Genomic DNA, 14,126 nt, shown 5'->3' with positions numbered 1-14,126 from the left:
CCGGCATGAAGGACTCCAAGGTGATCGTGGCGATCAACAAGGACCCCGAAGCGCCTATCTTCTCGGTCGCCGATTACGGCCTGGAAGCCGATCTGTTCGGCGCCGTGCCTGATCTGGCCGCGGCGGTGTAGCGCGGAATGTGACGCGTTTGCCCGTGCAGTCCTGCTTTCGGCGGCAAAATCGTTTTTTTGCAAGCAGGGGTGGCAATGCGTGAAAGTGTGGATTGCGTCGTTATCGGCGCCGGTGTCGTGGGCCTGGCCGTGGCGCGCGCCCTGGCGCTGCAGGGCAGGGAAGTGATGGTGCTGGAAGCGGCCGAGGCCATAGGCACGGGCACCAGTTCGCGCAACAGCGAAGTCATTCATGCGGGCATCTATTACCCCGAAGGCTCGCTCAAGGCGCGGCTGTGCGTGCGCGGCAAGCAGCTGCTCTACGCCTACTGCGAAGAGCGCGGCCTGCCGTTCAAGCGCTGCGGCAAGCTGATTGTGGCCACCAGCGAAGCCCAGCGCGCGACGCTCGAATCGATTCGCCTCAAGGCCCTGGCCAACGGCGTCGATGATCTGGTGCTGATCGATGCCGGGCAGGCGCGCGCCATGGAACCCGCGCTGCAGTGCGTTGCCGCGCTGCACTCGCCCAGCACGGGCATCGTCGACAGCCATGCGCTGATGCTGTCGCTGCAGGGTGACCTGGAAAACGCCGGCGGCCTGGTGGCATTTCATGCGCGCGTGCTGCGCGCCGAAGTCACGCCCGAAGGCATAGTGCTGCATACGGCCGACGGCATGGAGCTGCTGGCGCGTACCGTGGTCAATGCGGCGGGCCTGCACGCGCCCGGTCTGGCCCGGACGTTCGACGGCCTGCCCGCGGACGTGGTTCCCAGCGCCTATTACGCCAAGGGCAGCTATTTCACGCTGAGTGGACGCAGCCCGTTCTCGCGCCTCATCTACCCGGTGCCCGAAGCCGCAGGTTTGGGGGTGCATCTGACGCTGGACCTGGGCGGCCAGGCCAAGTTCGGCCCCGATGTCGAGTGGGTTGACGGGCCTGACGATCTGGTGGTGGATCCACGGCGCGGCGAGGCGTTCTATGCGGCGGTGCGCAGCTACTGGCCCGGTCTGCGCGACGGAGCACTTGCGCCCGGCTACGCGGGCATTCGGCCCAAGATCAGCGCGCCCGACGCGCCCTCCGCCGACTTCGTGCTGCAGGGGCCGAGCGATCACGGCGTTCCCGGCCTGGTCAACCTGTTCGGCATCGAGTCGCCCGGATTGACCAGCTGCCTTGCGCTTGCCGAGTCTGTAAGCGCAATTGTGGGAGCTGTCTGACAGCGCTGCGGCCCAGATTCTCTTGGTGCTTGCCTCTGCATTCGCTAAGATGAAGCCATGACGCCAGTAGGCGCTTGTAGGTGACTCACCTCGCATGCGTTTTGCCGGCGCCTGTTTTTATTGTCCATCCGAAAGGCCTTCATGACTAAATCCGTATCCGAAACCATCGCCCACGCTCCTTCTGACCTGGAAAAACTGGTGAGCGATCTGCGCGGCTTGGTCGACAGCAAGACTCTGGACTCGTTGCCCGAGATCCAGGTGCTGCGCAAGCGCCTGGATGAAGGCATCGAATCCGCCCGCGACTCGGCCGTGCGCGCCGCACGCGAAGCCGCCCGCCAGGCCAAGGATGCGGCCATGGCTGCGGATCAGTACGCGCACGACGAACCCTGGCGTGTCGCCGGCGCGGCCCTCGCCGCCGGCGCAGTCATCGGCTTCCTGCTGTCGCGCCGCTGAACCGCGCGGCAGCGATCCACCGGACATGGATGTGAACTGGTTGTCTCTACTCGGGATCGACGCTTGGATAGCGCGCTGGCGCGCCAATGTGATCGAAGGCGCGATCGCGGCCGAAGACCGCCTCGATCTCGCCCGCCTCGAATGGCAGGATCAGAAACGCCGATTGATCTCCGTCGTGGTGCTGGGCATCGCGCTGGCGGGGCTCACCGTGGTGACCTTGATCGTGCTCTCGATGGCGCTGCTGGTGCATTTCTGGGATTCGCCCGAACGCGTCACGGTCGCCTGGAGCGTGGCCGGTGCCTGGTTGTTGATCTGGGCCGGCTTGCTGCTGGGTCTGTGGTCCACGCTGCGCAAGGCCGGAAATGCTTTCGCGCTGACACGCAATGAGCTCGCGCAGGATTGGCGCTCGCTCAAGGAGAAGCTGTGAACACTTCCACGACTTCTGCCGACAGCCTCAAGGCCAAGGCCGCGGCGCTTGATCCTTCGCTGCCCGAAACGCACCGCGCCGTGCTGCTGCGTATTGCGACGCAGCGCGAGCGCCTGAATGCGCGGCGCAGCGCGCGCGCCCAGGCGCTGGCCTTGCAAAGCCAGCAATCGGCACATATGCCTACCTCCGGTCCGCTGTCGGAGCGGCTGGTGGCCTTTGCGCGGCTGCATCCCATGGCGGTCGCGGCTGCGGCCGTAGCGGCCCTCGCCGTGGGTCCGCGGCGGCTGATCCGCTGGTCGGGCATTGTGTTGCCGCTGGTGATGAAATACCGCCGCTAAGGGCGGCGAATCCGGCGCGTGCCGGACGCGAAAAAGCCGTGCGCTGCCAGCAGCCACGGCTTTTTCTTTTTGCGCGCGCAACTCAGCGCAGCGCGCGAATCGCCCTGGCCGCGCGCTGCACCAGCGCCGGGCCTTCGTAGATCAGGCCGCTGTAGATCTGCACGACATCGGCGCCCGCATGGATCTTTTCCACGGCATCGGCGGCGCTCATGATGCCGCCCACGCCGATGATGGGGAACTTGGGGCCCAGCGCGGTGCGCAGCTGGCGTATCACATGGTTGCTGGCCTCGCGCACCGGCGCGCCGGACAGCCCGCCGGCTTCCTCGGCATGCGCCATGCCCTGGACGGCTTCGCGGCGGATGGTGGTGTTGGTGGCGATCACGCCGTCCATGCCGTGGCGCTGCAGCGTCGCGGCGATCACCGCGACCTGGTCGGCGTCGAGATCGGGCGCGATCTTGACGAACAGCGGCACGCGCCGGCCGTGCTGCGCGGCCAACTGCTCGCGGCGCACGGCGATCGCGCCCAGCAGGCCATCAAGCGCGTCGTCGCTTTGCAGCGCGCGCAGATTCTTGGTGTTGGGCGAGCTGATGTTCACGGTCACATAGTCGGCATGCGGGTACACGCCTTCCAGCGCGATCAGGTAGTCGCTGGTCGCTTCCTCTATGGGCGTGAGCGCGTTCTTGCCGATGTTCAGGCCCAGCAGCATGGGCTTGCCCTGGGCGCGGCATTTCGACTCGCGCACGTTGGCGATGAATGCCTCCAGCCCCTGGTTGTTGAAGCCCAGGCGGTTGACCAGAGCCCTGGCCTGGGGAATGCGGAACATGCGCGGCTGCGGATTGCCCGGCTGGGGCTTGGGCGTCACGGTGCCGACTTCGACAAAGCCAAAGCCCATGGCGCTGAGCGCATCGATGCAGCGCGCGTTCTTGTCCAGGCCCGCGGCCATGCCCACGCGGTTGGGAAAGCGCAGTCCGGCGAGTTCGATCGGGTCCGATACCATGGGTTGCGACCAGGCCCATTGCAGCGGCGTGCCCTGGCCGCGCGCCAGCAGGTTCATGGTCAGGTCATGGGCTGCTTCGGCGTCGAGCCGGAACAGAAAGGGTCTAGCCAGTGCGTAGGGAATAAGAGACATTGGATAATTCGGTGATTACTTCCAATTCTCTCCCATGACGACACCTGCTGCAGCCCTTTCCCAAGATGAACTCAAAACCCTGGTGGGACAAGCTGCCCTCCAATATGTGCAGCCAGGCGAAATCGTCGGCGTGGGCACGGGCTCGACGGTCAACAAGTTCATCGACGCGCTGGCGACCATCAAGGACCAGATCCGCGGCGCGGTTTCCAGCTCGGTGGCCAGCACCGAGCGCCTGAAGGCGCTGGGCATCGCGGTGTTCGACGCCAACGAGGTCGAGTCGCTGTCGGTGTACATCGACGGCGCCGACGAGATCGACGGCAAGGGCTATATGGTCAAGGGCGGCGGCGCGGCATTGACGCGCGAGAAGATCGTCGCCGCGCTCGCAAAGCGTTTCATCTGTATTGCCGACGAATCCAAGCTGGTCGATGCGCTGGGCGCGTTCCCTCTGCCCGTCGAAGTGATTCCCATGGCTGCGCAGCAGATCGCGCGCCGCTTCGAAGCGCGCGGTGCGAACGCCACGCTGCGCCTCAAGGACGGCCAGCCGCTGGTGACCGACAACGGTCAGCACATTCTGGATGTGCGCGGCCTGTCGATTGCCGATCCGCTGGCCTTCGAGTCCGAAGTCAATCAGTGGCCGGGCGTGGTCACTGTAGGCGTGTTTGCCCACCAGAAGGCTTCGGTATGCCTTCTTGGCACGGCACAGGGCGTGCGCACCATCGCCTACTGACCCCGCGCGGCCATGGTCAACGTGCCATGCTCGGCGTGGGTCATGGCAGGCCGTTGGGGGCCCCATCCCACATGGAGCCTGGCGGCTGCAGCAGCGGGTTCAGCTCATCGATATCGGTGCCTTCTTCGCTGTCGTCGGACTCCTCCGACTCGACATGGATGGTGCGAGTGTGTCCGGGGTTCCAGACGTAGTTGCTGGATATCAGCGACCATTCGTCAATTGAATCGTTGTCGCTTTCGCCTTCATCTTGCGGGACTGTCGACTCTGCATAGCCATACGAACAGCGCAGCAGATCCTCGCGCATGCCAAAGCGCTCGCCCAGCTCTGCTACTGATTCAACCAATTTGAGGCGGAGGTTTGTCAGCGTGCTGATCGACGGCGCATCCGCGTAGAATTTGGCGATGTCGTAGGCAAATTGAATCAGGTCGTCCACACTGCTGCTGACGGGTTCCTTGACCGCGTTTGTGCGTTGCAGAAAATCGGACAGCGTCTGCCTCTGGGCTGCAATGTCGTCCTGTTCATCTATTGCCTTGCTAAGCGAAACAGACGTGCGCCGCTGTAAAACAGCTTCTTCGTCCAACAGCTTCTCGAGCTTGGCCAGGTCCTGCCTCACCAGGTAGATCTTCGTTTGCGTGTACGTTGGGTCGCTGTACTCTTGCGCATTTTCTTCCACGAAATAGGCTTGGTTGATTTCTTCTATGATTTCTCTGAGTGCGTCCACCAGCGGGCGTGCGAGCGCTTGGGGGTCGACGCGGGCTTGTGTTAAAGCCCGGATGAGGTGGCCCGGCACTCGAGCAGGATCGTCGAGCGCGTGGCCTTGGAACTGCCGAAGGTGGGCAGTCGCAGCCGCGTGTTCAGCTGCTTGCAGGCCTTCAATGTGGTCCTTTTGTAAAGCCATCCACATCCGTTCTGTCATATTGTGCTGCGCCCAGTAGGAGTCCAGTTGGGCGAGCTCATCCTCGGCCACTTGTAGCATGCCGCGGTGAATGACGCTCTGTGTCGAAGAGTGGTCTAGTTGCTGGGCCATTCTCGCGACCTCTCTTTCACCGGCAGCCATCCGATCGCCCAGTCCGCGGTCCAGCCTGACCACTTCGGCCTTCACTGCCTGGAGTTGTAGGTACACCTGGTTGGCCGCGGCAATCTGCTCGGTCGAGGCGTTGACAGCCGCGGGGCCGTCCGAGCGGGGCTCTGCCGGGACAGCATCTTCGGTATCTTGGGTTGTGTTGTCGGTGGGCGGGAGTGACTTGATCAGAGTGTCCAGCGTGCTCTCCTGAGGCGGTTGCTTGTCCATGATTTTTAAACCTTGTAGAAGTACTGCAAAAGTGCGGGGAGACGGGGCAGTCGTTGCTCAGGCGCATGAGCGATCCGTGCCCTGGTGGAAATTCTATCAAAAATAAATAATAAATAGTTTTTGACTATCAAGCGATGCAAGTCGGCACCATTTCGATAGATGTATGGATGCAGAGAATTCCCGCCCCGGGGGCACGGGCTTGCCGCCGGGCGTTCGGCTGCGCATGGCGCGCGGCGTGGTCGGCAAATTCAGAGTGCCGAGCGGGATTGGCGTGGTGGCTTCTTGCCGCGCCAAAGGGCTGGCGCGGCGCATCTCCGGCCTTGCCGGCGCTGGCGGCTCAGAAGCTCAGGCCTGCGGGATTGGTGGGTGTCACGCGGTTGTACGACGCAGGCGGCATCTCCATGCGGCGTTCTGTCCCGGCGGGTGCGGCAGCGGGCGCGGCTGGCGCGGGCGGCGTGGCCAGCGGCCGCACGGGCACTTGGCGGTAATTTGCGGGCAGGGCCGAAGTCTGCGGGTAGCCCGCTGCATCCAGGTATTGGCGCCATTCGTCGGCCGCAAAGCCTGTGAGATGCTGGCGTCCTATGGTCGCAAACGGCAGCTGGCGCTGGCCGCTGAGCGCCTGCAGCGCCTGGATGTCGGCGTTGGTCTGTACGCTCAGTTCGGTGAAGGGAATGCCGCGCGCCGTGAGCAGCGCGCGTGCGCTGGCGCAGGGGCTGCAGTCGCTGCCGGTGTAAAGCGTCACGGGAAAACGTGCCTGCACGTCGCGCAGCGCATAGGGCAGGGCATCGCTGGCGTTGCCCGGAGCGCGCGCATCTTCGGAGGTCACGGCGGCGCGCGCGGCTTTGGGCTCGCGGTCGGAAAATGTCACGCGCCCGTCGGGGCCTACGCTGCGGTAGATGGCCTGGGCCGTGGCTTCATTCACCGCGAATGCGGTGACGGCGAGCGCCATGACCGCAACCAGTGCCGAGCGCTGCAGAGAGGGCGAAACAAGCATGGCAGGAACCTGGTGAAAAGAAGGGGCAGGGCGGGCAGGCGGCGGTGAGCCGCCTGCGCCTGGTCAGGCCGCCAGCGGTTCGGCCATGCCCTGGTGGCGCAGCAAGGCGTCCAGAGAAGGCTCGCGGCCGCGGAAGGCCTTGAACGAGTCCATGGCCGGGCGGCTGCCGCCGGCTTCGAGAATCGCGGCGCGGTAGCGACGGCCGGTCTCGGGTGCATTGCTGCCGTCGGGCAGCTGCGTTTCCTCGAAAGCCGCGTAGGCGTCGGCGCTGAGCACTTCGGCCCACTTGTAGCTGTAGTAGCCCGCGGCGTAACCGCCCGCGAAGATATGGCTGAACGTGTGGGCCGTGCGGCTGTAGGGCGGTGCGGGCAGCACCGCGACTTCGGCGCGTACCTGGGCCAGCAGCGGCATGATGTCGTCGGCCGGCTGGTGCGTGGTGTGCAGCAGCATGTCGAACAGCGAGAACTCGATCTGGCGCAGCGTGCCCATGCCGCTCTGGAAGTTCTTCGCCGCCGTCATCTTGTCGTACAGCGCGCGCGGCAGCGGCTCGCCGGTGTCCACATGGGCGGTCATGTGCTCGAGCACATTCCATTCCCAGCAGAAGTTTTCCATGAATTGGCTGGGCAGCTCGACCGCATCCCATTCGACGCCGCTGATGCCCGAAACATCGCGTTCGTTGACCCGGGTCAGCAGATGGTGCAGACCGTGGCCGGTTTCATGGAACAGCGTGATCACGTCGTCGTGCGTCAGCAGCGCGGGCTTGCCGTCGACACCGTCGGCGAAGTTGCAGACCAGATGCGCGACGGGCGTCTGCAGCTGGTGGTTGTCGGGGCGCAGCCAGCGCGCGCGCACATCGTCCATCCAGGCGCCGCCGCGCTTGCCCTTGCGCGCCGGCTGGTCGAGGTAGAACTGGCCGACCAGCTCGGGGCCGTTGCTGCCTGCGCGCTCGATGCGGTAGAACTCGACCGCGGGGTTCCAGACCGGAGCGACATCGCGGCGGATGCTGACTTCGAACAGGGTTTCGACGATCTTGAACAGCCCGGCGAGCACCTTGGGGGCGGGAAAGTATTGCTTGACCTCCTGCTCGCTGAACGCATAGCGCGCTTCCTTGAGCTTTTCGGAGATATAGCTCCAGTCCCAGGGCTGGGGATCGGCCAGGCCCAGTTCTTCCTTGGCAAACGCGCGCAGGTCGGCAACGTCTTTCTCGGCGAAGGGGCGCGCGCGGTGCGCGAGGTCGCGCAGGAAGGTGATGACTTCGGCCGGAGATTTCGCCATCTTGGTGACCAGCGACAGGTCGGCGAAGGTGGCGTAGCCCAGCAGCTGGGCTTCCTCCTGGCGCAGCGCCAGGATTTCGCGGATGTTGGCGCTGTTGTCGAATTTCCGGGCATCGCCCGCGGCCTGGTCGGAGGCGCGCGTGACATAGGCCTTGTAGAGCGTTTCGCGCAGGCTGCTGCTGCGCGCGAACTGCATCACGGGCAGGTAGCAGGGCATCTTCAGCGTGAGCTTGTAGCCGGCCTGGCCTTCGGCTTCGGCGGCGGTGCGTGCGGCCTGCTGCACATCGGCGGGCACGCCTTCGAGCTCATCGAGCGTTGCGTAGTAGGCGAACGCATCGGTGGCGTCGAGCGCGTTCTCGCTGAACTTCTGGCTCAGCTCGGCCGCGCGTTCCTGGATCTGCGCGAAGCGCGCCTTGGCTTCGCCCTGCAGTTCGGCACCCGACAGCACGAAGTTGCGGATGGCGTTGTCCCAGGCACGGCGCTGCTCGGGGTTGAGCGTGGCCGGATCGATGGCCTTGTACTTGGCGTACAGCCGCTCGTCTGCACCCAGGCGTGTCCAGAACTCGGTGACCTTGGGCAGAGCTTCGTTGTAGGCGGCGCGCAACTCGGGCGTGTCAGCCACGCTGTTGAGGTGGCTTACGGCGCCCCAGGCACTGGAGAACTTCTCGGTTGCGACATCGAGCACGCCGGCAATCGATTCCCAGCGCGCGGGGAAATCCGCGGCGGTGACCGTTTCCAGCGCCTTGCTGGCTTGCTCCATCAATTCATTGATCGCGGGCTGCACATGTTCGGGCTGGATGCGGTCGAACAGGGGCAGGTCGGTTTTGTCGAGAAGTGGATTGCTCATGCGTGCTTATGTGGCGGCGTAACTAATAATTTCAAGCGGTGAGTGAAAGCAGCAGGCTTGGACAGGTTCAGTTCAAGCGGCTGGCTTCGTTCGCGCTGAACGTCGAGGTGCCGGGCATGCGAGCGGGGCACACCCTTAGAACTGTCGCTCAGGCCGCGGTCCGCTCGGCCGCTTCCACGGTGCTGACCAAAAGCATCGTAATCGTCATCGGGCCGACACCGCCGGGCACGGGGGTAATGTAGCCCGCGACTTCCTTGACGCCCGCAAAGTCCACGTCGCCGCAGAGCTTGCCTTCGTCGTTGCGGTTCATGCCCACGTCGATCACCACGGCGCCGGGCTTGACCATGTCGGCCGTCAGCACGTTGCGCTTGCCCACGGCAGCGACCACGATGTCGGCCTGGCGCGTCATCGCACCCAGGTCGGCCGTGCCGCTGTGGCACACGGTCACGGTGGCATTGGCCTGCAGCAGCATCATGGCCATGGGCTTGCCGACGATGTTCGAGCGGCCGATGACCACGGCGTGCTTGCCGCGCAGATCCTTCATGCCTATGGACTCGAGCATCTTCATGCAGCCGTAGGGCGTGCAGGCCTTGAAGCCGACTTCACCGACCATCAGCGCGCCGGCGCTGGCGACGTGAAAGCCGTCGACATCCTTGAGCGGCGAGATCGCTTCGATGACCTTGTGGTCGTCGATGTGCGCGGGCAGCGGCAGCTGCACCAGGATGCCGTGGATGCTGGGGTCGTTGTTGAGCGCTTCGACGCGCGCCAGCAGTTCTGCTTCGGTCAGGCTGGCGTCGTACTTCTCGAGCACCGAATGCAGGCCCGCTTCCTCGCAGGCCTTGACCTTGTTGCGCACATAGACCTGGCTGGCGGGGTTGTCGCCCACCAGCACCACGGCCAGACCGGGCGTGACGCCGCGCGCCTTGAGTGCCGCGGCGCGCGTGGCGACTTCGGAGCGCAGTTGGCGGGAGAGGGCGTTGCCGTCGATGAGTTGGGCTGTCATGTTTGAAATCTCAATAAAAAATGCTGCTAGCACCGTGGGGCACTAGCAGCCGTGTACCTGCCGTAATTCTAGGGATCAGGCCGGGACCTTGCCTGTGGGCTGGTTTTGTCCCAGCGCGATTTTCAGCAGGTCGGCGACGGTGTTGGCGTTGAGCTTTTCCATGATGTTGGCACGGTGCGCTTCCACGGTCTTGATGCTGATGCCCAGATCGTCGGCGATCTGCTTGTTCAGGCGACCGGCGACGATGCGTTCGAGCACCTGGGCTTCGCGGCTGGTGAGCTTGGAGAGCAGCGCGTCGCGGCTCGCGGCCTGCTGGTGACCGGCAAAGGCTTCGCGGGCGTGGTCCAGCATGCGCTCGACCAGACCCAGCAGTTCTTCTTCATTGAACGGCTTCTGGATGAAATCCAGCGCACCCTTCTTCATGGTGTTCACCGCCATGGGCACATCGCCGTGTCCGGTGATGAACACGATGGGCAGGGGCGACTTGCGTTCGATCAGGCGGTCCTGCAGTTCCAGGCCGGTCATTCCGCCCATGCGGATGTCGACGATCAGGCACGCGACCTCACGCGGGTCATAGCGCGCCAGAAAGGATTCTGCGGCGTCGAAGCAGCGCACGCGGTAGTCCTTGCCTTCGAGCAACCATTGCAACGAATCACGGACGGCCTCGTCGTCGTCCACCACATACACAGTGCCTTTTTTCGGAATCAAACTCATGCAATCGTCCTTGGTGTGGGTTCGGTTGTCGTGGTGAGCGCTGTCGCATCCACAGGAGCCGCGAGCGGCAGCCAGAAAGTGAAGCGGCAGCCTATGACATCTGAACCATTGTAGAGGTTCTCCGCGCGCATTCGGCCATGGTGTGACTCGACAATGCTGCGGCACAGATTGAGCCCCATTCCCATGCCTTCGCTCTTGGTCGTGAAGAAGGCTTCGAACAGGCGTTCGAGCACTTCTGGCGGCAGGCCCTTGCCCGTGTCCTGCACCGTGAATTCGACCACCTGCTGGCCTTCGATTTCACGCGGCAGCACGCTCAGTTCGACACTGCGCTGGTGGCCCGGACGCTGCGAATTCTCTATCGATTCGGCGCCATTCTTCATCAGGTTGACCAGCACCTGCTCGATCAGGATGGCATCGGCCATAACGGGCGGCAGCCGCTCGGCAATATGGTGGGTCAGACGCACGTTGTGGCGGCGCAGCTCGATGTCGGCGAGTTCCACCGCTTCGTTCACCATGTCGGCCACCTGGGCCAGCGTGCGGTTGGGCTCGCTGCGCTTCACGAACGCGCGTATGCGCTGGATGATCTGGCCTGCGCGCTGCGCCTGGTGGGCGGTCTTCTGCAGCGCCGTGAGCAGCATCTCCTGGCTCAGCTGGCCGCTTTGGCTGCGCGAGATCATGCCGCTGCAGTAGTTGCTGATCGCCGTGAGCGGCTGGTTGAGTTCGTGCGCCACGCTGGACGCCATCTCGCCCATGGTGATCAGGCGGCTGATCGATTGCGCGTGCTCGGCCTGGCGCGCGGCCTGCTCCTGCGCCAGGCGCCGCGGCGTGATGTCGGTGGCGATCACCATCTGTGCGAGACGGCCGTCGACCCAGCTGAGGTAGCGCGAGCGCACTTCCAGCCATTTGCCCAGGTCGGGCAGGAAGATCTCGGCGTTCTCGCTGCGCGCGCTGGTCAGCGGGTCGGCGGGCAGGCCCATCAGGCCGTCCTCGTCGTCCATGTTGGAGTCGGTGTGGCGCGTGGGCAGCACGCCGGCCTGGGCCACCAGCTGCAGATGACCGTCGGTCTGCGAGCCGAACCACTGGCGGTAGAGCTTGTTGGCAAACAGCAGCTCGGCGCTGCCCAGCGGCGCGACCGACACCGAGGCGTCGAGCGCTTCGAGCACGATGGTGAAGCGTTCGTGCGAGGCCGACAGCTGCTCGCGGATGCGGTTGGGCTCGGTGATGTCGGTCATCGACGACATCCAGCCCGTGTGCTGGCCGTGGGCGTCGATCAGCGGCGAGACGTAGAGGCGGGCGTCGAACTGGCTGCCGTTCTTGCGCTGCACGCGCACCTGGAAGCCGCCGACGATGGTCTTGCCGCTGAGCTCGTCGCGCAGCTTCAGCCGCAGGCTGTCGTACTCGTTGCTGGGCCAATAGCTGTAGGGCGGCAACTGGCCGACCAGATCGCTTTCGCTCCAGCCCGTCATCTGGCAGAACGCGGCGTTCACATAGGTGATCCGGCCTTCGAGGTCGAGCGCGCGCATGCCGGTCAGCACCGAGTTTTCCATGGCGCGGCGGAAGTTGGTCTCTGCGACCAGCGCTTCCTGGGCGCGCATGCGCCGGCGCGTATGGCGCCAGGTGGCCAGCAGCAGCCAGGCCGTCATGGCGCTGAGCGTGCCTACCAGCCAGAACAGGCTGTTGCCGACAAAGCCCAGCGAAGTGCGGTAGGCCTGGGCGCGCAGCACCAGGCCGCTGCCCACGGGCGATACCGGCACCTCATATTCGTTGGCGCGGTCGCGCCACCAGCGCCAGGCATTGCCGCTGGCACGCTGCGACAAGGCCGTGCCGGCCAGCAGCTTGCCGCTGCCGTCGAGCATGGTGACCGCGTAGCGTGCGAGCACTTCGGTCGGCGTGCCGTAGCGCAGCAGGCTGTCGACCGAGTACTCGCCCAGCACCACGCCGCCAAAGCCGCCCGTGCTGTTGATCGGCACCTGCAGCTGCAGCAGCGGCACCGGCTCGCCGGCTATCGCCAGCGACTGCGAATAGACCGGCTGCTGCAGGTCCTGCACCTGCGCAAACGTGCGCGCGGTATCGCCCGGCCGCAGGATCTGGCCGGCGATGCGCAGCTGTTCGCTGTGCACCGTGGGCGCGGAATGGCTGGCGCGTATGCGCTGGTGCTCGTCTATCCAGCTGATCGACTGCAGCTCGGGGTATTGGGTGATCAGCGCTTCGCTGCGGCGCGCAAAGTCGCCCCGACCCAGCTCCTGGTTGGCGATGTCGCGCGCCACGCGCATCAATTGCTCCTGGCGTTCGAGCAGGCGCAGGCGCACGCGCTGCTGGGCGTATTCGACATCGCGGCGCAGCGCTTCCTGTTCGCGCTCGACTTCCTCGACGCGCAGATACCAGAACGCGACCACGATGGCCGCAAGAAACATCAGCACCGCGGCCAGCGGTGCGAGCGCGGCAAAACGGTCCTGTCGCGTGGGCGACAGGCTGCGCCACCAGCTGCGCCACCAGCGCGCGGGCGCAACGATGGTGTCGGACAGGACATGCGGGGCGGCCGGCGCGGACGCGCCAGGCGGGGATGCGGCGGGCCTGACGGCAGGCTTGACGGGAGTGGGATCCATGGCCCGAGTGTAGAGGAGCAGGGCGCGCTTTTCCGGCGGTCTTCAGCCTGCGTTTGAATTGTGCATTTGCAGCAAAATATCACATTATGAAATTGAAAAGCATCATTTGAAATTTGCGGAAAATGTGCGAAACTTCCGATCAAATTCATTCAGTGGCGGCCGGTTTGCGGCCGTTTGCGCAGGGCAGCTGGTTGAGCATTTGGCAGGAGCATTCCGGCCCGATGACAATGGGCTCAACGCGTACTGTTCGTTTATCGCCTATTGCCAGGAGACACCATGACAGCTCAGACCGACCCTCAGGCCGGCGCCGGCGCCACCCCCGTGGCCAGCACCGATCAGCAAGAAACCCGCGAATGGATGGACGCGCTGTCCGCCGTGATCGACCGTGAGGGCGCGCAGTACGCCCACGCGCTGCTCGAAGAGCTGCTCGAACACGCGCGCCAAAACAGCGTGGACCGCCCGTTCTCGGCCAATACCGGCTATGTGAACACGCTCGAGACCTCGCAGGAGGCGCGCTGCCCCGGCAACCTCGAGATCGAAGGCCGCCTGCGCGCCTACATGCGCTGGAACGCGATGGCGATGGTCGTCAAGGCCAACCGCATCCATCCGCCCGAAGGCGGCGACCTGGGCGGCCACATCGGCTCGTTCGCCTCGCTGGCCAACATGTTCGGCGCGGGCTTCAACCATTTCTGGCATGCCGAGAGCGAGAACCACGGCGGCGACTGCCTCTACATCCAGGGCCATGTGTCGCCCGGCATCTATGCGCGCGCCTACCTCGAAGGCCGCATCAGCGAAGAGCAGCTGCTGAACTTCCGCCAGGAAGTCGACGGCAAGGGCCTGTCGAGCTACCCGCATCCCAAGCTGATGCCCGAGTTCTGGCAGTTCCCCACGGTGTCCATGGGCCTGGGCCCGCTGATGGCCATCTACCAGGCACGTTTCCTCAAGTACCTGCACGCGCGCGGCATTGCCAACACCGAGAACCGCAAGGTCTGGGTGTTCTGCGGCGACGG

Annotated in this window: 12 protein-coding genes and 2 pseudogenes; 7 read left to right on the top strand and 7 right to left on the bottom strand. The window is 64.8% G+C overall.

Annotation, left to right across the window (positions count from 1 at the left end; genetic code table 11):
• The 5 genes and pseudogenes from RR928_RS21625 to RR928_RS21605 form a co-directional block, all read left to right on the top strand.
• Nucleotides 1-131: pseudogene (locus RR928_RS21625) on the top strand (electron transfer flavoprotein subunit alpha/FixB family protein); the annotation flags it as partial.
• A 75-nt stretch (nucleotides 132-206) separates the two neighbouring features.
• Nucleotides 207-1,313: an NAD(P)/FAD-dependent oxidoreductase gene (locus tag RR928_RS21620; RefSeq protein ID WP_332549576.1), complete on the top strand. Its 1,107-nt coding sequence runs from the start codon at nucleotides 207-209 to the stop codon at nucleotides 1,311-1,313.
• Nucleotides 1,314-1,454: 141 nt separating this feature from the next.
• Nucleotides 1,455-1,766 (top strand): DUF883 family protein, encoded by a 312-nt coding sequence (locus tag RR928_RS21615; protein WP_332534692.1) that lies wholly within the window; start codon nucleotides 1,455-1,457, stop codon nucleotides 1,764-1,766.
• 31 nt (nucleotides 1,767-1,797) lie between these two features.
• The gene (locus RR928_RS21610) at nucleotides 1,798-2,193 is read left to right on the top strand and encodes a phage holin family protein (protein WP_332534690.1); all 396 of its coding nucleotides are present in this window, start codon (nucleotides 1,798-1,800) and stop codon (nucleotides 2,191-2,193) included.
• On the top strand, nucleotides 2,190-2,531 hold the full coding sequence (locus RR928_RS21605) for a hypothetical protein (RefSeq protein ID WP_332534688.1): 342 nt from the start codon (nucleotides 2,190-2,192) through the stop codon (nucleotides 2,529-2,531). Before RR928_RS21610 ends, RR928_RS21605 begins: the two co-directional genes overlap by 4 nt.
• A gap of 82 nt (nucleotides 2,532-2,613) precedes the next feature.
• On the opposite strand, the gene RR928_RS21600 is transcribed toward RR928_RS21605, so the two are convergent.
• Nucleotides 2,614-3,660, bottom strand: a complete 1,047-nt coding sequence (locus RR928_RS21600) for a quinone-dependent dihydroorotate dehydrogenase (protein ID WP_332534686.1) — start codon at nucleotides 3,658-3,660, stop codon at nucleotides 2,614-2,616.
• Between the two features lie 34 nt (nucleotides 3,661-3,694).
• Between RR928_RS21600 and rpiA the strand changes: the two genes are divergently transcribed.
• On the top strand, nucleotides 3,695-4,387 hold the full coding sequence (gene rpiA / locus RR928_RS21595; RefSeq protein ID WP_332534685.1) for a ribose-5-phosphate isomerase RpiA: 693 nt from the start codon (nucleotides 3,695-3,697) through the stop codon (nucleotides 4,385-4,387).
• Between the two features lie 40 nt (nucleotides 4,388-4,427).
• Here the strand turns inward: rpiA and RR928_RS21590 are convergent, their stop codons facing one another.
• From RR928_RS21590 to RR928_RS21565, 6 genes are all read right to left on the bottom strand, one after another.
• A complete protein-coding gene (locus RR928_RS21590; protein ID WP_332684194.1) occupies nucleotides 4,428-5,678 on the bottom strand; it encodes a hypothetical protein in 1,251 nt (416 codons plus the stop codon).
• A 337-nt stretch (nucleotides 5,679-6,015) separates the two neighbouring features.
• On the bottom strand, nucleotides 6,016-6,672 hold the full coding sequence (locus RR928_RS21585) for a glutaredoxin family protein (protein WP_332534683.1): 657 nt from the start codon (nucleotides 6,670-6,672) through the stop codon (nucleotides 6,016-6,018).
• A gap of 63 nt (nucleotides 6,673-6,735) precedes the next feature.
• The gene (locus RR928_RS21580; RefSeq protein WP_332549574.1) at nucleotides 6,736-8,793 is read right to left on the bottom strand and encodes a M3 family metallopeptidase; all 2,058 of its coding nucleotides are present in this window, start codon (nucleotides 8,791-8,793) and stop codon (nucleotides 6,736-6,738) included.
• A 148-nt stretch (nucleotides 8,794-8,941) separates the two neighbouring features.
• Nucleotides 8,942-9,796: a bifunctional methylenetetrahydrofolate dehydrogenase/methenyltetrahydrofolate cyclohydrolase FolD gene (gene folD, locus RR928_RS21575; protein WP_332534681.1), complete on the bottom strand. Its 855-nt coding sequence runs from the start codon at nucleotides 9,794-9,796 to the stop codon at nucleotides 8,942-8,944.
• A 75-nt stretch (nucleotides 9,797-9,871) separates the two neighbouring features.
• Entirely contained in the window at nucleotides 9,872-10,510 is a 639-nt protein-coding gene (locus RR928_RS21570; protein ID WP_175503911.1) for a response regulator transcription factor, read from the bottom strand.
• On the bottom strand, nucleotides 10,507-13,116 hold the full coding sequence (locus RR928_RS21565; protein WP_332534680.1) for a PAS domain-containing sensor histidine kinase: 2,610 nt from the start codon (nucleotides 13,114-13,116) through the stop codon (nucleotides 10,507-10,509). Before RR928_RS21565 ends, RR928_RS21570 begins: the two co-directional genes overlap by 4 nt.
• 276 nt (nucleotides 13,117-13,392) lie before the next feature.
• On the opposite strand from RR928_RS21565, the pseudogene aceE reads away from it, so the two are divergent.
• Nucleotides 13,393-14,126 (top strand): annotated as a pseudogene (aceE, locus tag RR928_RS21560) (pyruvate dehydrogenase (acetyl-transferring), homodimeric type); the annotation flags it as partial.

This window comes from Comamonas sp., from assembly GCF_036666375.1.
GTDB lineage: Bacteria > Pseudomonadota > Gammaproteobacteria > Burkholderiales > Burkholderiaceae_C > Comamonas.
Note: the sequence above shows the minus strand (reverse complement) of the source record. Positions and strands in the feature narration are given on the sequence as shown.